The sequence below is a fragment of the Xanthomarina maritima genome (assembly GCF_008084905.1).
Classification (GTDB): domain Bacteria; phylum Bacteroidota; class Bacteroidia; order Flavobacteriales; family Flavobacteriaceae; genus Xanthomarina; species Xanthomarina maritima.
The window spans coordinates 35,140-57,971 of record NZ_VSFC01000032.1; the positions used below are offsets into that span (position 1 = coordinate 35,140).

General features: G+C 31.3%; 17 protein-coding genes. 5 read left to right on the forward strand and 12 right to left on the reverse strand.

From position 1 onward, the window contains the following. Positions 1 to 56: 56 nt before the first annotated feature. The 4 genes from FVF61_RS06595 to FVF61_RS06610 all read right to left on the reverse strand — a co-directional run bounded on the left by FVF61_RS06595 (position 57) and on the right by FVF61_RS06610 (position 8,919). Positions 57 to 1,826, reverse strand: coding sequence for an AMP-dependent synthetase/ligase (locus FVF61_RS06595; RefSeq protein ID WP_148454602.1), 1,770 nt, complete (start codon positions 1,824 to 1,826; stop codon positions 57 to 59). Positions 1,827 to 1,944: 118 nt separating this feature from the next. After that, positions 1,945 to 5,664, reverse strand: coding sequence for a phosphoribosylformylglycinamidine synthase (gene purL / locus FVF61_RS06600; RefSeq protein WP_148454604.1), 3,720 nt, complete (start codon positions 5,662 to 5,664; stop codon positions 1,945 to 1,947). Positions 5,665 to 5,808: 144 nt separating this feature from the next. Further along, positions 5,809 to 7,698 carry an endonuclease gene (locus FVF61_RS06605; protein WP_148454606.1) on the reverse strand — a complete coding sequence of 630 codons (1,890 nt, stop codon included), beginning with the start codon at positions 7,696 to 7,698 and terminating at the stop codon, positions 5,809 to 5,811. A gap of 6 nt (positions 7,699 to 7,704) precedes the next feature. Next, positions 7,705 to 8,919 carry an RsmB/NOP family class I SAM-dependent RNA methyltransferase gene (locus tag FVF61_RS06610; RefSeq protein ID WP_148454608.1) on the reverse strand — a complete coding sequence of 405 codons (1,215 nt, stop codon included), beginning with the start codon at positions 8,917 to 8,919 and terminating at the stop codon, positions 7,705 to 7,707. 136 nt (positions 8,920 to 9,055) lie between these two features. Here FVF61_RS06610 and FVF61_RS06615 point away from each other — a divergent pair, with 136 nt between their 5' ends. Continuing rightward, a complete protein-coding gene (locus FVF61_RS06615) occupies positions 9,056 to 10,096 on the forward strand; it encodes a WD40/YVTN/BNR-like repeat-containing protein (protein ID WP_148454610.1) in 1,041 nt (346 codons plus the stop codon). Between the two features lie 32 nt (positions 10,097 to 10,128). Here the strand turns inward: FVF61_RS06615 and FVF61_RS06620 are convergent, their stop codons facing one another. From FVF61_RS06620 to FVF61_RS06650, 7 genes are all read right to left on the reverse strand, one after another. Next, complete coding sequence (locus tag FVF61_RS06620; RefSeq protein WP_148454612.1) at positions 10,129 to 10,572, reverse strand: Spy/CpxP family protein refolding chaperone; 444 nt, start codon at positions 10,570 to 10,572, stop codon at positions 10,129 to 10,131. A 12-nt stretch (positions 10,573 to 10,584) separates the two neighbouring features. Beyond that, complete coding sequence (locus FVF61_RS06625) at positions 10,585 to 11,082, reverse strand: hypothetical protein (RefSeq protein ID WP_148454614.1); 498 nt, start codon at positions 11,080 to 11,082, stop codon at positions 10,585 to 10,587. A 33-nt stretch (positions 11,083 to 11,115) separates the two neighbouring features. Next, positions 11,116 to 11,658 (reverse strand): RNA polymerase sigma factor, encoded by a 543-nt coding sequence (locus tag FVF61_RS06630; RefSeq protein WP_148454616.1) that lies wholly within the window; start codon positions 11,656 to 11,658, stop codon positions 11,116 to 11,118. A gap of 282 nt (positions 11,659 to 11,940) precedes the next feature. Next, positions 11,941 to 13,770 (reverse strand): ABC transporter ATP-binding protein, encoded by a 1,830-nt coding sequence (locus FVF61_RS06635; protein ID WP_148454618.1) that lies wholly within the window; start codon positions 13,768 to 13,770, stop codon positions 11,941 to 11,943. Beyond that, positions 13,770 to 15,500, reverse strand: a complete 1,731-nt coding sequence (locus FVF61_RS06640) for a phospho-sugar mutase (protein WP_199757283.1) — start codon at positions 15,498 to 15,500, stop codon at positions 13,770 to 13,772. Before FVF61_RS06640 ends, FVF61_RS06635 begins: the two co-directional genes overlap by 1 nt. A gap of 74 nt (positions 15,501 to 15,574) precedes the next feature. Further along, positions 15,575 to 16,522, reverse strand: coding sequence for a glycosyltransferase family 2 protein (locus FVF61_RS06645; protein WP_148454620.1), 948 nt, complete (start codon positions 16,520 to 16,522; stop codon positions 15,575 to 15,577). 37 nt (positions 16,523 to 16,559) lie between these two features. Next, positions 16,560 to 17,087 carry a DUF4199 domain-containing protein gene (locus FVF61_RS06650; protein ID WP_148454622.1) on the reverse strand — a complete coding sequence of 176 codons (528 nt, stop codon included), beginning with the start codon at positions 17,085 to 17,087 and terminating at the stop codon, positions 16,560 to 16,562. A 182-nt stretch (positions 17,088 to 17,269) separates the two neighbouring features. On the opposite strand from FVF61_RS06650, the gene FVF61_RS06655 reads away from it, so the two are divergent. Further along, on the forward strand, positions 17,270 to 17,521 hold the full coding sequence (locus FVF61_RS06655; protein WP_148454624.1) for a type B 50S ribosomal protein L31: 252 nt from the start codon (positions 17,270 to 17,272) through the stop codon (positions 17,519 to 17,521). A gap of 124 nt (positions 17,522 to 17,645) precedes the next feature. After that, the gene (locus FVF61_RS06660; RefSeq protein ID WP_148454626.1) at positions 17,646 to 18,821 is read left to right on the forward strand and encodes a GlmU family protein; all 1,176 of its coding nucleotides are present in this window, start codon (positions 17,646 to 17,648) and stop codon (positions 18,819 to 18,821) included. Here FVF61_RS06660 and FVF61_RS06665 read toward each other — a convergent pair. Further along, positions 18,818 to 20,404: an ABC transporter substrate-binding protein gene (locus FVF61_RS06665; protein WP_148454627.1), complete on the reverse strand. Its 1,587-nt coding sequence runs from the start codon at positions 20,402 to 20,404 to the stop codon at positions 18,818 to 18,820. The genes FVF61_RS06660 and FVF61_RS06665 overlap by 4 nt on opposite strands. A 54-nt stretch (positions 20,405 to 20,458) precedes the next feature. Here FVF61_RS06665 and FVF61_RS06670 point away from each other — a divergent pair, with 54 nt between their 5' ends. Further along, entirely contained in the window at positions 20,459 to 21,304 is an 846-nt protein-coding gene (locus FVF61_RS06670; RefSeq protein ID WP_158635190.1) for a T9SS type A sorting domain-containing protein, read from the forward strand. Positions 21,305 to 21,491: 187 nt separating this feature from the next. Next, positions 21,492 to 22,817 carry a tRNA (N(6)-L-threonylcarbamoyladenosine(37)-C(2))-methylthiotransferase MtaB gene (gene mtaB, locus FVF61_RS06675; RefSeq protein ID WP_148454631.1) on the forward strand — a complete coding sequence of 442 codons (1,326 nt, stop codon included), beginning with the start codon at positions 21,492 to 21,494 and terminating at the stop codon, positions 22,815 to 22,817. The last annotated feature ends 15 nt before the right edge of the window (positions 22,818 to 22,832 follow it).

Consider the following 22,832-nt stretch of genomic DNA (forward strand, 5'->3'; position numbering starts at 1 on the left):
TTTTATAAGAGTTGAAATAAAAAAAAACTCCTTTGTATAAAAAAAGGAGTTTTGGTTTAAGAGCGATATATTTTTTCGATGAGGTCTTTGTAAATTTCTTTTATAACCTTCCGTTTCATTTTCATAGTTGGAGTAAGGTGACCATCTTCAATAGTCCAAGCATTAGGTGTTATTTCAAATTTTTTGATTTGTTCCCAATGACCAAATTTTTTATTGGCTTCGTCAATTTCCTCTTGAATTCTATCTCTTAGTATTTGGTTTGAAGCAATATCTTGATTTGAATTAAATTTGATATCATGGCGTTTAGCCCATTCTTCAATAAATTCATAATTAACCTGAATTAAAGCAGCAGGCATTTTCTCACCTTCGCCAATTACCATGATTTGTTCTATAAAACGCGATTGTTTAAACTGGTTTTCCAAAAGTGCAGGAGCCACATATTTTCCACCAGAGGTTTTAAACATTTCTTTTTTACGGTCTGTGATTTTAAGGAAGCCATCACTATCTATTTCTCCAATATCTCCAGTATGGAAATAATCTCCTGTCATAACTTCGGCAGTTTTTTCAGGTTCTTTGTAATAGCCTTGCATTACGTTTGGACCTTTCACTAAAATTTCGCCATCTTCAGCAATTTTAACATCTATGTTATCAATAATTCGTCCTACAGTTCCTATTCTAAATCCTCCATTTCTTTGATCATTTACTGAAATTACTGGTGATGTTTCTGTAAGGCCATAACCTTCCATGATAGGCATTTCGGCAGCTGCAAAAACTCTAGTTAGTCTTGGTTGTAAGGCAGCACTACCTGAAACCATTAAATCTAATTGGCCACCTAAACCTTCTTTCCACTTACTAAAAATAAGTTTTCTTGCAAGACTAAGTTGTTTCTCGTACCACCAGCCATTTGCTCCGTAAGGTTCGTATTTTAAACCTAAATTTACAGCCCAAAAGAAAAGTGCTTTCTTTATTCCAGATAATTCACTTCCTTTTGCTACAATTTTATCATATACTTTTTCGTACAATCGAGGAACAGCTGTCATGACATTAGGTTTAACCTCTTTTAGGTTATCACTCATTTTTTCGATTGATTCTGCAAAATATATTTCTACACCACAAAATTGGTATAAATAAAGAATCATTCGTTCAAAAACATGACAAACAGGTAAGAAACTTAACGATTTGGATTGTCCATAATCAAATGGTACTCGTTTTTCACTATCCAAAACATTTGAAACTAAATTGTTATGAGATAACATAACCCCTTTTGGTTTTCCGGTAGTTCCTGACGTATAAATTAAAGTCGCTAAATCGTTAGAAGCCACAGCATTTTTTCTAGCTTCTACTTCATTTTGATTGCTTGAGTCTTTCCCTAATTCTAAGATTTCTTTCCAATTTTTTTCATTATCAATATCATCAAACGTATAAATACCTTTTAATTTAGTATTGGCTTTGATAGGATTCAATTTTTCTAATATTCCAGCATCTGAAACAAAACAATAGGTAGCTTCGGAATGGTTTAAAATATACTCGTAATCTTCTTTGGAAATAGTAGGATAGATAGGTACATTTTGAGCACCAGTTTGTAACACACCAATGTCTAAAATATTCCATTCGGTTCTATTGGTTGTAGAAATAACAGCTATTTTGTCGTTTGGTTGAATTCCTAAGCGTAGCAAACCTCGACTAATAGCATTAGCTTGATTTATATATTCTTGAGTTGAAATAGATTGCCATTTACCATGATATTTTGAAGTAAATGCTTTTTCTAAATTATATGTTTTTAATTGATAATAAGGAAAATCAAAAATTCTAGTTATATCTGTCATCAGTCTATTCTAATTAGAAGACTTGCAAAATATGAAAAAAATGTGATAATTAATTAACAGTACAAAAAAAGGAGCTTGTAAAAATTCGAGCTCCTTGATTTATAATTCTTTAAAAAAATTATTTTCTGTTTTCAATCCATTTACGGGCATTTACAAAAGCTTCCAACCATGGTGAGACTTCGTCTTTTCTGCCTTGAGGATAGTTTGCCCAGTTCCATTGAAAGGTTGAACGTTCAATATGAGGCATGGTTACTAAATGTCTTCCTGTTTTATCGCACATCATAGCTGTATTGAAATCTGAACCATTAGGATTTGCTGGATATTTTTCATAACCATATTTTGCAACAATATTGTATTGATTTTCAGATTTAGGCAAACTGAATTTTCCTTCACCATGTGAAATCCAAACACCTAATGTGCTACCTTCTAAAGTTGAAAGCATCACTGAATTATTTTTTTGTATTTTTACTGAAGTAAATGAACTTTCATGTTTATGCGAATCGTTATAGGTCATTTTTCCATGAACGTCATGTTCTGGATTGATGAGGTCTAATTCCATAAACAGTTGACAGCCATTGCAAATACCAACCGAAAGTGTGTCGTTACGTTTAAAGAAGTTATTTATAACTTGATTTGCTTTGTCATTATATTTTATGGCACCAGCCCAACCTTTTGCAGACCCTAAAACATCAGAGTTTGAGAATCCACCAACAGCACCCAAAAATTGGATATCTTCCAAAGTTTCACGTCCTGTTATTAAATCGGTCATATGGACATCTTTTACATCAAAACCAGCTAAATACATGGCGTTTGCCATTTCACGCTCGCTATTACTGCCTTTTTCTCGAAGAATAGCTGCTTTTGGTCGCTTTCTGTCATTGCGAGGAGCTTGAGACGTGGCAATCTCATCAGCAGATTGCTTCACTTCGTTCGCAATGACGTCTTTTAGTTTTCCTGTAAAGTGATTTGGAAATATAAATTGTAAAGGTTGATTTTTATAATTATCAAATCTGTTTTTAGCTAAATTATTTGCTGTTTGTTTTTGATCGAGTAGGAAAGAGGTATTAAACCAAACATCACGCAACCTAGAAACTGTAAGCGTAAATACTTCTTGGTTGTTAATGACGCTTAAAACATCAGAATCTGTTACTTTTCCAATGTTGAAGAATTCAATTTTTGCATCTGCTAAAATTTGTTCTACTGAATTATCTTTTGCTTGAAAAACAATTCCTGAATTTTCAGAAAATAGAAGTTTTATTGAATCTTTTTCGGCTAATTCTGATAAGTCTAATTCGGCACCTAAATTAACATCAGCAAAACATAATTCTAGCAAAGTTGTAATTAATCCACCTGAAGCCACATCGTGTCCTGCAACAATTTTATTGTTTTTAATTAATTGTTGAATCACGTAAAAAGTGGATTTAAAGAAATTTACGTTTGTGATTGTAGGAGTGTTTTTTCCAATCTTATTTAATACTTGCGCAAATGAACTACCACCTAATTTAAAATCGTCTTGCGATAGATTAATATAATAGATATTTCCAGCATTCTTCTGAAAAACAGGCTCTACTACTTTTGTAATATCATTACAGTTTCCTGCAGCAGAAATAATAACAGTTCCAGGAGAAATAACTTCTTCTTTCGGATATTTTTGCTTCATAGAAAGCGAATCTTTTCCAGTAGGAACATTAATTCCTAATTCGATTGCAAATTCTGAAACAGCCTCTACGGCTTCATAAAGTCTTGCATCTTCACCTTCATTTTTACAAGGCCACATCCAGTTTGCTGATAACGACACACTTTTTAAACCCTCTTTTAAAGGTGCCCAAACAATATTGGTTAGCGATTCTGCAATGGCATTTCTACTTCCAGCTGTTGGAGAAATCAATCCCGAAATTGGCGCATGACCAACAGAGGTAGCAATTCCTTCTTTTCCTTTATAATCTAGAGCCATAACACCACAATTGTTTAAAGGCAATTGTAATGGTCCAGCACATTGTTGTTTGGCAACTTTACCTCCAACACATCGATCTACTTTGTTTGTTAACCAATCTTTACAAGCTACAGCTTCCAACTGTAACACTTGATCTAAATAGTCTAAGAAGTTTTTCGAATTGTAGCTAACTTCTTCATAGATTCTGTTAACTGTTTTATCTGTCATGATAGTTTTTGGAGAACTACCAAACATGTCTTCAAGAGCTAAATCCATTGGTTTGTCTCCTTTGGTTTTAGATTCAAAAGTAAAACGATCGTTTCCTGTTACATCTCCAACTGTATACATTGGAGAACGTTCGCGTTCAGCAATTTTTTGTAACGTATCAATATGTTTTTCAGCAATAACTAATCCCATTCTTTCTTGAGATTCGTTTCCAATAATTTCTTTAGCTGAAAGGGTTGGGTCTCCAACTGGTAATTTGTCTAAATCGATAAGGCCTCCAGTATCTTCAACTAATTCTGATAGACAATTTAAATGTCCACCAGCTCCATGATCGTGAATAGAAACGATAAAATTTTCATCACTTTCCATCATGCCACGAACAGCATTGGCAGCACGTTTTTGCATTTCTGGGTTGGAACGTTGCACAGCATTTAATTCAATTCCAGAAGCAAATTCTCCAGTATCAGCCGAAGAAACTGCAGCTCCACCCATACCTATTCTGTAATTTTCGCCACCAAGAATTACTATTTTATCACCAACTTTAGGAGTGTCTTTTAAAGCTTGATCTGCTTTGCCATAGCCAATACCACCTGCTTGCATGATTACTTTATCGAAACCAAGTTTTCTAGCATCTTCTTCATGCTCAAACGTTAAAACTGAACCACAAATTAATGGTTGCCCAAATTTGTTTCCAAAGTCTGAAGCTCCATTAGATGCTTTAATTAAAATATCCATTGGAGTTTGGTACAACCAAGGACGAGCTTCCATTTTTTGTTCCCATGGACGAGCTTCTTCCAATCTGGAATAAGATGTCATATACACTGCTGTTCCAGCTAATGGCAAAGAGCCTTTTCCTCCAGCCAATCTATCTCTAATTTCTCCACCAGAACCTGTTGCAGCACCATTAAAAGGCTCTACAGTAGTTGGAAAATTATGAGTTTCTGCTTTTAAGGAAATGACAGAATCAAATTCTTTTACTTGGTAATAGTCTGGTTTGTTAGCTGTTTTTGGAGCAAATTGTTCTACTCTTGGACCTTTTACAAAGGCCACATTATCTTTATAAGCCGAAACAATATCGTTTGGATGTTGTTTGGATGTTTCTTTGATGAGTTTGAATAGCGATGTCGGTTTTTCAATGCCATCTATTATAAATATACCATTAAATATTTTATGACGACAATGCTCTGAATTCACTTGTGAGAATCCAAATACTTCAGAATCTGTTAATTTTCTCCCTATTTTTTTTGAGACACCTTCTAAATACTCTATTTCTTCGTCGTTTAAAGACAAGCCTTCTTGTTGATTGTAGGCCGAAATATCTTCAATATTAAGAATCGCTTCTGGCTGAATGTTGATAGTAAACGAGTCTTGATTCAAGCCTTGATATTTTTCTGAAATCATTGGATCGAAATCTTTGAAATCTTCAGAAACTGCTTCAAATTCTTCAATTCTAACGATACCTTCAATTCCCATGTTTTGAGTAATCTCAACAGCATTTGTACTCCAAGGTGTAATCATGGCTGCACGAGGCCCAACAAAAAAAGCATACAGAGATGCTTGTTCTATTTTTGGCTGGTTGCCAAATAACCACACTAATTTAGAGATGGTTTCAGTTGATAATTCTTTTGTTGCTTGAACAGCAAAAACTTTACTGTTTTGGTTTCCGAAGAAATGAATCATTATGTTTTTGTTAAAGTTGTGTTTAATAAAGTGCAAATTTACTTTTTTTCAGCGTAATAATTACAATTTAAATTATTGAAAATGTAGAGTTATTCACGAGGTTTTGAACATAAAAAAAGCGACTCATTAAAGTCGCTTTTATATTTATTTCTTTATAAGTTTCTTACTTATGGTGGAATTGCCTTGAGTGAATTTCAATATATAAATGCCTGAATTTAAATTTTCAATATTTATAATTTGCGACTGATTAATTGTTTTAGTCAAGACTCTTTTTCCTAAAATATTGTAAATTTCTATTTGAGTTTCATTAGGGTTTTTAAGTTGGATATTCAGGATGTCTGATACAGGGTTTGGATAAATGTTGAAATCTTCAGAAGTAAAATTGTCTGTAGATAAAATTAAGATTGTATGGCCTAAATCTGAACACGTATTTGATGGATAAGAAACCCAATCGTTGATATTAAAAGTAGTACTTGGAGTTGGATACCAACTTGGAGATTTTACTAACGTAACATTTTCACCAAAAACGGTTGCATCACCTAATGTTCCAATAATGTCAATAAGGACATCGTTTTTAAATAATCCAATAGCATCATTTCCATTGAAGGATGTAATTGTATTATTAAAATCGTCCACAACATTTGTACAAACTGCCAAAGAACCATTAGCTATTACAAAAGTTTCCCCATAATTAATAGTGGCATTTGTTGGAAAATTATATGTAGCAGTCCAAGTTGGTGAACCATTAGAGCTTAATTTGATAGTATAAACTGAAAGATCTACAACAGGACTGAAAGACCAGTTTGAGATTTCAAGTGCTTTATTATTTGAGCTACCTTCCATATATTCGGTAAAGAAAATTTCAACTGAATTACCAGTACCATTATCAGTAGTCATTTCACAAGATTCATTACTAAAACCAGATTCATTACCAGTTGCATCTTTAGCTTTAATAGTAAAACAATAGTTAGTGTCAGCAGTTAACCCAGTTACTGTAAACGAATTTGTTGTAGAGTTGAAACTGTTTGTTCCATCTACATAAATATCATAAGATGTTACTGCAATATTATCTGTTGAGGCTGTCCAAGCTAATGAAATAGTGTTGTCTGTTGGATTGGAAGCCACTAAGTTTGCAGGATTTGTTGGAGCTTCTGTATCTGGAGTTGGATTCCAAATTAGAGCTACCCACTCCGGATGATCAACAAATGGATTTCTATTACCTTGATGGTGATAGTATATATTATTATTTCTATCCATCTCTTTTTCAGATACTGGATCCATTTCATGCCAAGTCATTAAAATACTTAAAAAGGTATTATCGAAAACCTGATCTGAAGTTCCATTAAACATGGCAAAACCTCCCCAAGCACTTACTTGATCTTCATAACGAGTAGCGAAATAGAAATAAATACGAGCTATATCACCTTTAAATTCATCAATTGGTTCGAAAACTTTTCCAGTATAACCAGCAGAATATCCACTATTTAAATTGTTTCCTAGTTTAGACCCATTTTGTGTTGGATTTGTAATTCCATTTTGTTCGTTTGGGTCTAGTTGCGCATCGTCAACTACACCAAAAGGTTCATTTCCTCTAAAACCATTGACACGACCATCTGTTGGTAGTAATTCATGAGCATCACTATACATTGGTGTTTGATCGTTAAAAACAGATTTTGGGATTACATGTTCTTTGTTATAACAATCACCTTCACTACTGTAATTTCCACATTCATCTGTGATAGGTATGAAGTTGTAAGGATCGTTAGGCGTATTATTACCGTTATTAGGAATTTCAGAGTAAATATCTAAAATAGTATTACTTCCATTAGAATCGTAATAGTTATCACGATCATATGTAGCAATAAAACCATCCATAGCATTATATCCTTGATCATTATGGTCGTCAATAATATTATGTAATTGCGTTTTTAAGGTGTAACCAGTACCAGTAGCTGAGTTGTAATATCCAACTGGAATTTGAGCAAAAGTTGCTGCTGAAATTAATAATAATAGTAAGGTGTAAAAATGCTTCATTCGTTTTTATTTTTTCTTTTCTAATAATGCCATATAAAACCCATCGAAACCAGATTTGTGAGATAAGATTTTATTGTCTTTTACAAATGTAAAACCTTTTCCGTTTTCAGATGTTAAAAATTTGTCAACTTGATTTTGATTTTCTGAAGGTAAAACAGAACAAGTTGCATACACAAGTTGTCCTCCTGCTTTTACCATTCTAGAATATTGTTGAAGTATGTCTTGTTGTGTTTGTTTTATATTTTCAATAAAGTCTGGTTGCAATTTCCATTTGGCATCCGGATTTCTACGTAACACGCCAATTCCAGAACATGGAGCGTCTATTAAAACACGGTCGACTTTATCATATAGTTTTTTAATAACTTTAGTAGAGTCTATATGTCTTGGCTCAATATTATGAGCGCCATTTCTTTTAGCTCTACGCTTTAATTCTTTTAATTTATTATCGTAAATGTCCATGGCAATAATTTGCCCTTTGTTATCCATTAGAGAGGCTAAATGCAATGCTTTTCCTCCAGCTCCAGCACAAGCATCTACGACACGCATTCCTGGTTCTACATTTAAAAACTCTGCTACTAATTGAGAAGAAGCATCCTGGACTTCAAAATGTCCATTTTGGAAAGCTTCAGTAGTAAATACGTTGGCACGTTCTTTTAATTTAAGAGCGTTTGGATAATCTTTTAGAATCTCTGTTTCAATGTCTAAATCGAATAATTCTGACTGTAATTTTTCTTTTGTAGTCTTTAACGTGTTTACTCTTAGAACTACATCTGCTTGCTCGTTTAAAGCAGCTATTTCTTTAGTCCAAATAGCTTTTCCAAGTTCTTTTTCGCCTAACTCATCTAACCAATCTGGAATAGACTCTTTAAATTTTCTGATTTTAGAAAGCTCATCGAACCGACCTTTTATTTTTCTAGTTGGCGTGTTTTCGAAATATTTCCAATCAGGTAATTTAATGCCACGTAAAGTTGCCCAAACAGCAAAAATTCGCCATAAATCTTCACGACTATAAGGTTCTTTTACTTCAGCAATTTCAGAATATAAACGCTTCCATCTAACAATTTCGTAAGTAGTTTCAGCAACAAAAGCACGATCTCGAGCTCCCCAACGTTTATCACGTTTTAATAATTGTTGAATAACTTTATCTGCATATTGACCTTCATTGAAGATTAATGTTAATCCATCAATTGTTGCAAAACATAAATTCCTGTGTAATCTCATTTTAATTTTATAAGCTTGCAAAGTTACGTTAAATGAGATGAATTCACGAATGTTTTTTTAATTGTTACTTGTTTAGCTGTTTGTTGCTTAGTTAAGCCTAATAAACTACATTTATAGTGTTAATTTATTTTTAGATATGACGCGTATTATAGTAGTTGTTTTAGTTGTTTTAATGTGTTCCTGTGAAAAGAAAGAAACTTTTATTCCAAGAGATTTTAATACTGTTGAAATTGAAACCATTTTAGAAGATTCTTTGCTTAGCATAAGAGCCATAGACGTTTTAGATGATAACAGTCTTGTTTTTGCTGCAAATAATGGAGCTTATGGACTTTATAATCCAAAGAAAAATAGTTGGCAAATTTCTAAGCAAGTATACGATTACTTACAACTTGAATTTAGATCTGTTGCACATACCACTTCTGATTTTTTTATGTTGAATGTAGGAAGTCCAGCCATGTTGTTTAAAACTGGAGATCAAGGCAACATGGAATTGGTTTATTTTGAAGAACATCCAAACGTTTTTTATGACTCTATGTCTTTTTGGAATGATCTAGAAGGTATTGCTATTGGAGATACAATAGATGAGTGTTTGAGTATTATTATTACTAGAGATGGAGGAAATACCTGGAAAAAACTACCTTGTGATTTGTTGCCAGAAGGTATAGAGGGTGAAGGTGCTTTTGCAGCTAGTAATACCAATATTGCTATTTTAGGAAGTAATACTTGGGTTGCCACAACAGCTGGTAGAGTTTATTTCTCTAAAGATAAAGGAGAAACTTGGAGTGTTGAACAAACACCAATTATACAAGCAAAAGAGACAGAAGGTATTTACTCAATTGAATTTTATGATGAAATGAATGGTTTTGCCATAGGAGGAGATTATACCAATCCTGACTATAATAAGTCTAATAAAATAATAACTACTGATGGAGGAAAAACTTGGACGTTAGTAGCTTCTGGAGAAGCTCCTGGTTATAGAAGTTGTGTACAGTACATTCCAAATAGAGAAGGGAAGGAGTTAGTGACAGTAGGTTTTAAAGGAATTGATTACAGTAAAGATGGAGGCTTGTCTTGGAAAAGTTTAAGTAAGGAAGGTTTTTACACACTTCGGTTTTTAAATGATAGTGTGGCTTATGCTGCTGGTCAAAAACGAATAAGTAAATTAACGTTTAAATAAAAAAAGAGAAGCCATTGGCTTCTCTTTTTTTTTTAAGGTTTTTCTTTTCGTTCTTGATGATGTCTTTTTCTGTATTCCTCAAACATTTTGCGTTTAAAATTGTCTTCTGCCTTTTTTAATAGTACAATTTTTTTGGCCGAAATAACTTTTTGTAAATCGGTTATAAGTTTGTTGTAAATTTCACTTCTTTTATTGTTTAAAGATTTCATTTCCTCTAGCATGGCTTTTGCATGGGCTTCAGTTAGATTCTCAATATTACTCTCGTTTCTAACTTCATGCGCTTCTTTTTTTAATGCATTTTTTTGATCTTCGAAAGTATTGTAAATGGGCCAGAATTTTTCAGCTTCAGAAGAAGTTAAATTTAATTGTTCTGTTATATAAGCTGTTTTAAGAGCTTCAATTTTCTCGTGTTTATCTTGAGAAAAGCCAGATAAGCTAAATAAAGTAAGGATTGTTATTATAATTAATTGTTTCATTTTTTAAATAAGTTATTCAGAAATAAAATCTTCTAATTCTGATATGTTGTATAAATAATTTTCCAGTGATGCATTGCTAATGGACTCTTCTAAAATAAAAGAGGAAATGTCTATATCTTCAATAATTTCAGTTTCTAAATCTAAAGTTTCAAATTCTTGATTAGTCACATAATTATCTAAAGCTTCAGTTTCAATAGTATCAAAACTGATGTTCTTGTTGAAAATATTCAGATTAAAGAGTAATACAATGGTTGCAGCCACACTGGTAATTGCAATCATATTATGTTTTGAAAATAAAGAAATAACTTTACTTTCTTTCTTCTTTGAAACTTGACTGAGAATTTTGTCTTCAAGAGATTCAAAATAATTTTCAGGTACTTTAAAACTTGTTTTTTTAATTTTTTTATCTAGATGAATTTGAGACCATATGGTATCTTCCAAATTATTAAAATAATCTGGTGGAACTTTAAATCCTGAATTTTCTTTGTTATTTATGTAGTTCTTTTTCATCTTAATACTTAGACTATATTTTTTTATAAAAGTTTAATGGTTAGTTAAATAGTCTTCTAGTTTATTTACTGCTATGTGGTATGATGCTTTTAAAGCACCTTCGCTCGTATCCAATATTTGTGCCATATCTTTATACTTTATGTCTTGAAAGTACCTCATATTAAACACCAGTTGTTGTTTTTCTGGTAAAGTGGCAATAGCTTGTTGTAATTTAAGTTGAATTTCATCTCCTTCAAAATAAATGTCTGCTTTTAGATTGTCTATAGCTAATTGTTGCATGTCATGGTTAGGCATTTGTACATGCTTTGCTCTTTGCTTTATGAAGGTTAAAGATTCGTTGGTAGCAATTCTGTACATCCAAGAATAGAGTTTACTGTCTCCATTAAAGTTATGAATATTTTTATAGATTTTTATAAAGGTATTTTGAAGTACATCATCCGTGTCGTCATGAGATTTAACAATATGACGAATATGCCAATATAAGCGTTCCTTATATAGAGAGATTAATTCTCTAAAAGCGCTTTCTTTATTGTTTTTTGATTTAAGATCTTCTAATAGGATTAATTCTTCTATCACTTGATTATTTTAGTTTTAGACTTCTCAAAATACGGATAGTTTAATGTAAAAAAATGTTAAAAAGTTAAATAACTGTAAATCAAAGCAATAAATTGATAAACATCGATGAACTGCATTGTTAAAACGATGAAGTGTAAATTTTATTTGGTTATTTTATAATTTTGTTTTATGTTTACACCAACCGACCTACTTAATTGTTAGTTTTCCCCAAATCTAACAATAGCAAAAAAGGGCAATACGTAAGTGTTGCCCTTTTTTTAATTTTATAAGGATATTTTATTTTTAAGAATCAAAACTCTGCATGTCTACTAATTTTTTGTATATGCCATTTTTTGCAATCAATTCGTTATGTTTGCCTTGTTCGGCAATTTCACCTTTCTGCATTACCACAATAGTATCAGCATTTTGAATGGTTGAAAGTCTGTGTGCAATAACAATAGATGTTCTATTTTTCATCATATTCTCTAATGCCACTTGTACCAATCTTTCACTTTCAGTATCTAGGGCTGATGTAGCTTCGTCTAGAATCATAATTGGTGGGTTTTTTAAAACAGCTCTGGCTATACTTAAACGTTGTTTCTGACCTCCAGATAGCTTGTTTCCAGAATCTCCAATATTAGTTTCAATTCCTTTTGGAAGGTCTTTAACAAACTCCCAAGCATTTGCAATTTTTAGAGCTTCAATAACTTCATCATCTGTTGCGTTTTCTTTACCTAATAGAATATTGTTTTTAACTGTATCGTTAAATAAAATAGAATCCTGAGTAACTAAACCCATTAAACTACGTAGTGATTTTTTTGTTAAATTCCTTATATCTATACCATCTATTTTTATTGAACCCTCAGTAACATCATAGAAGCGAGTAACTAAATTTGCTATTGTTGATTTACCACTTCCAGATTGACCTACTAAAGCTATACTTTTGCCTTTAGGAACATTGACTGAAAAGTTTTTTAGAACTAAATCATCTTCGTATTTAAAAGATATATTTTCTATAGTAATTTCCTTCTCAAAGTCCTGTTTAATAATAGCATCAGGTAAATCTTCTAAAGAACTTTTTGTTTCTAATACATATAGTACACGTTCTGCTGCTGCATTTCCAGACTTTACTTGATAACTTGCTTTACTTATAGCTTTTGCAGGTGTTAATATTTGATAAGCTAAAGCCATATATCCTATAAACGCACCACCAGATAATGTTTGTTCCACCATTACCATATTACCACCATACCAAAGTAAAGCAGCTATAGTGGCAATACCAAGAAATTCGCTTGTAGGTGATGCTAAATTCTGGCGATTCATTAAAGTATTAGAAAAGTTGTAGAACCTATTTGTAGATTCTTTAAATCTTGAATAAAATATTGATTCAGCATTAAATCCTTTAATGACTTTTAATCCACCTAGAGTTTCTTCTAAAGTAGATAAAAAGACTCCTTGTTCTCTTTGAACTTTATCTGATTTTCTTTTTAAGCTTTTACCAATTCTAGAAATAATTAATCCAGCTACTGGAATAAAAATGAATACAAAGATGGTAAGTTTAGTAGAAATAGCAAACATTGCTATTATTGCAAATAAAATGGTTAAAGGCTCTTTTACTATTAGCTCTAAAACCGAAAGCATGGAATTTTTTACTTCAGTAACATCTCCAGAAATTCTTGCAATAATGTCTCCTTTCTTTTTTTCTGAATAGAAAGAAATGGGTAAGGTTATAACTTTTAAGTAAATCTCATCTCTTAAATCTCTTAAAACACCATTTTTTAAAAATGTAATGAAAAATAAGGCTAAATAATTAAATATGTTTTTAAGAAGAAATAAACTTATAATTAAGACAATCATGTAAAACAATGCTCTTTGTGGCCCATCGTTTTCACTAGTTGTTGTAACTATATAGTTTAAATAATTTTCAAGGTAATCTTTTAAGTGTTTAACTCCTTTATATAATGGTTTGTTATATACTTTTTCGCTTTCTCCAAAAAGAACATTTATCATAGGCATTAAAGAAACCATAGCTAATGTGCTAAATAAGGCATAGAATATATTACATATTATATTTAAAACAGCATAGCTTTTATAAGGTTTAATAAAACGAGAAAGTTTCTTGATATAATCCATTAGTTTAGTTTCATGTCGTTTATAATGGCATCGATTTTTGTTTCTAATTGCTTTTCAACTTCAATAAAATCTGATTCAGATTCTAATTTCGTGTTTGCACTAATATAGAACTTAATTTTTGGTTCAGTACCACTAGGTCTTAAGGCTATTTGGCTGCCATCTTCAGTGTAATAAATCAACACATTAGATTTTGGTACAGTTATAGCTTCTTCTTTTCCGGAAATTGGGTTTAAGGCTATAGAACTTTGGTAATCTTCAATTTTTATTACTTTAGAATTGTTAATAACAGTAAGTGGTTTTTTTCTGAAATCAATCATCATTTGCTTGATTTCTTGAGCACCTTCAATGCCTTTTTTAGTGATTGATATTAAGCGTTCTTTATATAAACCGTGTGTAACATAAAGTTTGATTAATTCGTTATAAAGTGAAGAGCCTTTTGCTTTAGCTTGAGCTGCAATTTCGCAAGCGAGTAGAGAAGCAGTTACGGCATCTTTATCTCTAACAAAATCGCCAACCATAAAACCGAAACTTTCTTCGCCACCACCAACAAAATCTAGTTCTGGAAAGTCTTTGATCATTTTAGCAATCCACTTAAAACCGGTTAATCCAATTTTACATTCTACACCATAAGCATTAGCAAGCACATTCATCATTGGAGTTGAAACTATGGTCGAGCCTATAAATTCTTTGCCTTTAATTTTTCCTTGAGATTGCCATTGTTTTAATAAGAAATCTGTCATCATTAGCATGGCTTGATTTCCATTAAGCAAGGCCATATTTCCATTAAAATCTCTAACTGCAATTCCTATTCTATCGCTATCTGGATCTGTACCGATTACAATGTCTCCTTCAACTTTATCTGCTAAATTTAAAGCCATTTTTAAGGCTTCTGGTTCTTCAGGGTTTGGCGAAGCCACAGTAGGAAAGTCGCCATTAGGCTCGGCTTGTTCTTCAACTATATGGACGTTTTTATAGCCAGCTTGTTTTAAGGTGTCTGGAATAATGGTTATAGAAGTCCCATGCAAAGATGTAAACACAATGTTTATGTTGTCTTTGGCTTGTTGAGCTGTGTTGAAACTTCCATTTTTTATAGACGCATTAATAAAAACTTCATCAACCTCTTTTCCAATATATTGAATTAACTTATTATTAGCTTCAAATTTGATTTCAGAATAGTCTAAGTTGTTTATTTCAATTATAATTTCGGCATCTTGAGGTGGTACCAATTGACCTCCATCTTGCCAATATACTTTATAACCATTATATTCTGGAGGATTGTGAGATGCTGTTAGTACAATACCACAATGGCAACCTAAATGTTTTAACGTGAATGACAGTTCTGGTGTTGGTCGTAAATCTTCAAACAAGTAAACCTGAATGTTGTTGGCAGAAAATACATTGGCTACCAGTTTTGCTAGTGATTGACTATTGTGTCTACAATCGAAAGCAATGGCTACTTTTAGTGTTTCATTAGGAAACGATTGATGTAAATAATTGCTTAATCCTTGTGTGTTTTTCCCAAGAGTATATTTATTAATTCTGTTAGTACCAATTCCCATAACACCACGCATACCACCAGTTCCAAACTCTAAGTTTTTGTAGAAACTTTCTTTAAGTTCTTTTGGATTTGAAGCAATTAATTTTTTTATATGTTTTTGCGTATCATTATCAAAAGCAGGTGTTAACCATGTATTTACTCTTTCTAATAATTCCGGTTCAATGTATATCATGTTTAAAAAAATGTGATGCAAAAATAAGTAATTCTAAAAAGATAAGATGAAATTACTTCTAATTAGTTTGGGTATTATAAATTCAGTTGGTCTTTAATTAAATAACGCTTTTTATCCTGTTTGGTTCTAAGAATTATTTCGCCTAAAAATCCTGCCACAAAAAATTGAGTTCCAATAATCATGGTTACTAAAGAAATATAAAATTGAGGACGTTGCGTAATTAATCTTCCAAACGGATTTAGAAATAATTTATCTATTCCTAAATATATGGCAAAAGCAAAACCAATAGCAAACATTAAAACGCCCAAAGCTCCAAATAAATGCATAGGTCTTCTGCCAAAACGAGATAAAAACCAAATGGTAATTAAGTCTAAGAAACCATGAATAAACCGGTCCATTCCAAATTTAGTTACACCATATTTTCTAGCTTGATGTTGTACCACTTTTTCTCCAATATTTGTGAAGCCAGCATTTTTGGCTAATACTGGAATGTACCTGTGCATTTCGCCATTTACATCTATGTTTTTAACCACATTTTTATGGTAAGATTTTAAACCACAATTAAAATCATGAAGTTTTACACCAGAGGTTTTTCTAGCCGCATAATTAAATAATTTCGAAGGAAGGTTTTTAGAAATAACAGAATCGTAACGTTTTTTCTTCCAACCAGAAACCATATCATATTGTTCTGAAATAATCATGTTATATAGTTCTGGAATTTCTTCTGGATTATCTTGAAGGTCTGCATCCATAGTTATAACAACATCTCCTTGAGCTTTTTCAAAACCAGCATGTAGAGCTTGAGATTTTCCAAAATTTTTTAAAAACCGAATACCTTTTATATTGGAATCTTTTTGAGATAACTGTTTTATGGTTTTCCAAGATTTATCAGTACTACCATCATCAATAAAAATAATTTCATATGAAAAATGATTGGATTGCATAACTTTTGCAATCCAATCATGTAATTCGTTTAATGAATCTTGTTCATTAAGTAGTGGTATAACTACTGATATATTCATGTATTTTTTTATAAATCGCTTTACAAAAATAGAGAAATTATTCTGAGGCAGGATCGTTTTTCTTTACTATTAAAGCAACAATAAGCCCAAAGATACTATAAAACAACAATCTCCAAACAAATGCTTTTAATTGTTCAACTAAAGCAAAATTGTTTACTTTCTCAGCCTTCATAAGTGCTTCTTGAATAGTTTCTTGAGGAGCACCAAATCCTTCCATAGCCTCTTTAGACATTATAAGTATTTGTTCGTTTAAATAGGTTGCAGCATCTGGATCTACAAAAGTGAAAATAACAATTCCAATAATTGTAGCAATAAAACTTCCTACAGCAACAGTAATAAAGTAGGAACTAAAGCCCTGTTTAAAAGTAAGAAATCCTTGATGTTGTTTGAATTTTATTGCAGAATAGGTAGCAATTCCTAATGATAAGAAAAATAAAATAATTCCTACCCACCATTTAGTGAATAAATCTAAATTTAGAGCATACATTAATACTGTTATAACCGATAATATTAGGCCTAAAACTAGACCATTATTTATCGATAAGGTTTTTAAGGATTTTTCCATTTTTATTATATTTTTGTTTAGTTAAGATTATAGTTAGTTAGTAAACAAATATAGGAAAACGTTACAGCTTATTATTGAAAATTTATAATTCTTAAAAAAATAAAAATAAAAGTATTGTTCATTTATAAAAAATTCCTAAATTTGCACCTCAAAATTTGTGAAAGATATTAAAGCTTTAAGCGATGAAAAAAGATATACATCCAGAAAATTATAGAGTAGTAGCATTTAAAGACATGTCTAATGATGATGTTTTTTTAACTAAATCTACTGCAAATACAGCAGAAACTATAGAAGTTGATGGTGTTGAATATCCATTAGTAAAAATGGAGATTTCAAGAACATCTCATCCATTTTACACTGGTAAATCTAAACTAGTAGATACTGCTGGTCGTATTGATAAATTCAAAAACAAATACGCTAAGTTCAAAAAGTAATTTAGCTAAATTATATTATTTAAAAGCCTTCAGATTTATTCTGGAGGCTTTTTTTGTTGCTATAATTACGTTACTTTTGAATAGACTAATTCTGGTTTATAAATAACTTAAACTTTAACTTCACATGAACTACATTCTTTTTGATGGTCCTTCAAGAAACAATTTGTTGCCATTTACATATACTCGTCCAGTTGCTGATATTAGAATTGGAATTTTGACCATAAGAGAAAAATGGGAAGCTTATTTGGAATTTACAACTACAACAGTTACTGAAGAATATTTGTCTAATAAGTATCCAATGGTAGAAATGGAAGAAAACATTATGATTAATGCATCCTTTTTACCGAATTTAGAATTAGTTGAAATGGTAAAAAGTTTAGAAGCTAATCAAGCTATTTTTAAAAATGAAGATGTCATAGCATTTTACACCAAAAACACGCAAGAAAAAATAGACTTGAATAGTTACGATGCTATAGAGTACAATGATCATGTATTGAAAATTGAGCATACTTGGGATATATTTTCTAAAAATGGTGAAGCTATTCAAGAAGATTTTGACTTACTAACTAAAGGCAGACAGTCTCAGCCTATTCCAGAAATGACGGTTGCTTTTAACAGAACAGAAATTTTTATTGAAGAAGGTGCCAAATTACCTTTATGTTCTTTAAATGCAGAAAATGGACCAATATATATTGGGAAGAATGCCGAAATTATGGAAGGCAGTATGATTCGTGGTCCCTTTGCATTATGTGAAGGAGCTACAGTAAAAATGTCTGCTAAGATTTATGGACCTACTACTGTTGGTCCATATAGCAAAGTTGGAGGAGAAGTAACTAATTCAGTTATTTTTGGTTATTCAAATAAAGGTCATGATGGCTATTTAGGAAATTCTGTATTAGGTGAGTGGTGTAATCTTGGAGCAGATACAAATAATTCTAATCTTAAAAACAACTATGCGGAAGTAAAATTGTGGGATTACCAAACAGAAAGTTTTGCTAGAACTGGATTGCAATTTTGTGGATTGATGATGGGAGACCATAGTAAATGTGGTATTAACACCATGTTTAATACAGGAACAGTTGTTGGTGTTAGTGCCAATATATTTGGAAGTGGTTTTCCTAGGAATTTTGTTCCAAGCTTTTCTTGGGGTGGAAGTAATGGTTTTACAACGTTTTTAACTAAAAAAGCATTTGAGGTAGCAAAAGTTGTTATGTCTCGTAGAGAAATAGAGTTTTCAGAACAAGATGCTGCTATTTTAGAGCATGTATTTGAAGAAACAAAAAGATTTAGAAGAGATTAATCATTCGTTTTTCTTACATGTTTTAATTCTAATAAATTTATTGGATTGATTCCAAGACCTATAATATTCTTTCTAGTAAACCTTACAACTTCATCATAAAATAAAGGCACTATTGGAGCTTCAGCCATAACTAAACTATCCATTTTTGTGTAAAGTATTTCTCTTTGTAAAGTGTTTGTTTCGGTAAATGCCTGCTGATACCAATCATCAAAAACATTGTTTTTAAAATGTGAATAATTTGGTCCATTTGGAGCGAAATTCTTACTATCATAAAGAGATAAATAGTTTTCTGCATCAGGATAATCGGCAACCCAACTAGCCCTAAACATGTCTAATTTACCATTGGCTTTTGCATCCTTTAAGGTAGCAGCTGGGATTACATCAACATTTACTTGAAGTCCTATTTTTTGGAGTTCACGTTGTATATATTCACAAAAACTTAAATAATTACTAGTTGTTGTTATTGTTATTTCTGGGTTTTGTATGCCTGACTCAATTTTAAATTGTTCAATCAATAGTTTTGCCTTCTCAGGTTGAAATGTATAACCAATAGAATCATCAAATCCTGGTAGTCCTTTAGGTATAAAACCACCATATGCAGGAATTCCAATACCATTTCTAAGGTAAATCATCATTTTTTCTCTATCGAATCCATGATTTACAGCTTTTCGGATATATATAGATTGAATTTCAGGAATGCTAGAATCCATAAAAAAGGCAAGATATTCTGTGTTTAAATATGGGCTTCTTAGCATATTTACATCTTTAGAATAGATGTCTCTTAATTTGCCATTTGCAGTTAAAATTTCATCTTTATAAGAAGCATCCAATCCTGAAACATAATCTATGTTGCCTTGAACAAATTGTAAAAACTCACTTTGCTTATCTGGTAAAAAGGTAATCGCAATGGCTTCTAAATATGGAAGCTTATGTCCATTACTATCTTTTTCAAAGTAATTTTCGTTTTTTCTAAAAACTAATTTTATGTTTTCTTCCCAACGTTTAAACTTAAATGGTCCTGTACCGATTGGGTTTGATCTAAAATCATTTTTATAATGACTCACAATTTCTTTAGGAACAACCGAGCAATATTTCATTGTTAATAAACCAAGAAAAGCTGGAAAAGGTTGCTTTAATTTAATATGAAAAATAGAGTCGTTTATAGCTTTAAAATTTTCTACTTTATTTAAAACCCAACTGCCTGGTGAAGCTATGTTCTCATCTAACAATCTATTGAAACTATATTCAAAATCTAATGCATTGACAACTCTGGTGGAATCTTTTCCAAATAAATAGTGTTTATGAAAATAAACATCGTTTCTAATAGTGAATTTATATGAAAGAGCATCTTCTGAAATAATCCAACTTTTAGCTATAGAAGGTTGGATATTTAAATTTTCATCCATTTGTACTAAGCCATTAAAAAGTTGATTTATTGCCCAAATATCTGCATTATCTTTTGCAAAAGCTGGGTCTAATGAGCCAATATTTTTGTGTTCATTATATCTGAAAACAGAGGGTAAATTTTCTTTTTGAGAAGAGCAATTTAATAGGAGTAAGAAAATCAGGTGTTTAAATTTCATTTATAAGATAAAAAGACTATATTTAATATGTTATTAATCCGAAATTTTAAAATTATGAAAAATTATTACATTCTTTTTTTATTATTTACTTTATTTATTTTTCCTTCAAATGCTCAAATTACATTAACACAATCTGTAGACCCAAATAATGTTACAGATGGAGGTGTAGCTTGTTGGTCTTCAGCATCTGGTGAGTATCGTGAAAATTCATTTTATAGAGCATATAATCTTGCTGATTTTGCTGTAACTGAAGATTTTCAAATTAGTTCGGTGGAATATGGTCAAGGTTCAGCAGATGATGGGAAAGTAATTACAGTAAATATTTATACTGCAAGTACAGATAATTTAGCAACTGCAACTTTAACTTTAGTGCAATCTGCAACACATGTATCAAATTCTGCTGACGATCTGTCTTTAATATCTGTACCAATTACAGCAATAATCCCAGCTGGTTCTACCATTGCATTTGAAGTATTGGCTGGTGATAGTGGCACTAATATAGGTGAGACTTTTTTCCCTGGAATAAATGCAGGAGGTCAAAATGATGATAGTTATATAAAATCAACTGGGTGTAATATAAATGCTCCTTCAACAACTGCTTCAATTGGTTTTGCTGACAACCAATATGTAATGAATGTGGTTGGTAATCTTCTTGGAATAGAAGAATTCAGTTTAGATAAAGTTTCAGTATATCCAAATCCAGTTCTAAACGATCTTCATATTGATATTCATGATTCTATTCAAATGATTAGTGCTAAAGTGTATTCTATTACTGGTCAAGTAGTTTTGCAAGTTAATAATAAAAAAGATTTAGATACATCAAGTTTAAATTCTGGCGTCTATCTGTTGAAAATTGAAACTTCAAAAGGAAGTATTACCAGAAAAATAATAAAATATTAATTAGGATTTCTTTTTTTCTAATAAAAAAAGAGCTCTTTAACAGGTTAAAGGGCTCTTTTTCGTTAATTTTGCATTCGCATTAAAATATTTTCTGCTTTTACATTTTAATTTATAAATCTAAATAGTTCTAAAATTTGGTTATAAGTTGCTTCAGAGAATATTTTTTTTATAATGATTCAATAATTATATGAGAAAAAAAGTCGCATTTTATACCTTAGGTTGTAAACTTAATTTTTCTGAAACATCTACTATTGCTAGAAATTTTCATGATGAAGGATTTAATCGTGTCGATTTTAATGAAGTAGCAGATATTTATGTCATCAATACATGTTCTGTAACAGAAAATGCAGATAAACGTTTTAAATCTATTGTAAAACAAGCCCAAAAATTAAATCCCGAAGCGTTTGTTGCTGCTGTTGGTTGCTATGCACAATTAAAACCTCAAGAATTAGCAGATGTAGATGGGGTTGATTTGGTTTTAGGAGCTACTGAAAAATTTAAAATTACAAGCTATTTAAACGATTTATCTAAAAACGATTTAGGTGAAATACATTCTTGTGAAATTGGAGATGCAGATTTTTATGTAGGAAGCTATTCTTTTGGTGATAGAACTAGGGCTTTTCTAAAAGTTCAAGATGGTTGCGATTATAAATGTACCTATTGTACTATTCCATTAGCAAGGGGAATTTCTAGAAGCGATACTCTAGAAAATGTTTTAAAAAATGCTGAAGAAATATCTAAAAAGAACATCAAAGAAATCGTTCTTACTGGTGTTAATATTGGAGATTATGGCAAAGGTGAATTTGGTAATAAAAAACACGAGCATACTTTTTATCAGTTAGTTAAAGAGTTAGATAAAGTAGATGGTATTGAGAGATTGCGTATTTCTTCCATAGAGCCTAATCTATTGAAAAATGAAACTATAGAATTTGTATCTCAAAGCAATACGTTTGTACCACATTTTCATATTCCATTGCAAAGTGGCAGTAACCAAATTTTAAGGCAAATGCGTAGAAGATATATGAAAGAATTGTACGTTGATCGAGTTGCTAAAATAAAAGAAGTGATGCCTCATGCTTGTATAGGTGTTGATGTTATTGTAGGTTTTCCTGGAGAAACAGATGAATTATTTCTAGAAACCTATAATTTTCTAAACGAATTGGATATTTCTTATTTGCATGTATTTACTTATTCTGAAAGAGATAATACTTTGGCAGCAGGCATGGAAGGTGTTGTTCCAAAAAATATTAGAACAAAAAGAAGTAAGATGTTAAGAGGTTTATCTGCTAAAAAACGTCGTGCCTTTTACGAAAGCCAATTAAAAACTAAAAGAAAGGTGTTGTTTGAAAGTGAAAATAAAGAAGGATATATTCAAGGATTTACAGGCAATTATGTAAAAGTAAAAGCGCCTTGGAATCCAGAATTAGTAAATACGTTACATGAAGTTGAGTTAACAAAAATTGACGAAGATGGATTGGTAAGATTAGAATTTATTAAAGAATTAGCAGGATAAAAAAAAACCGAAGTT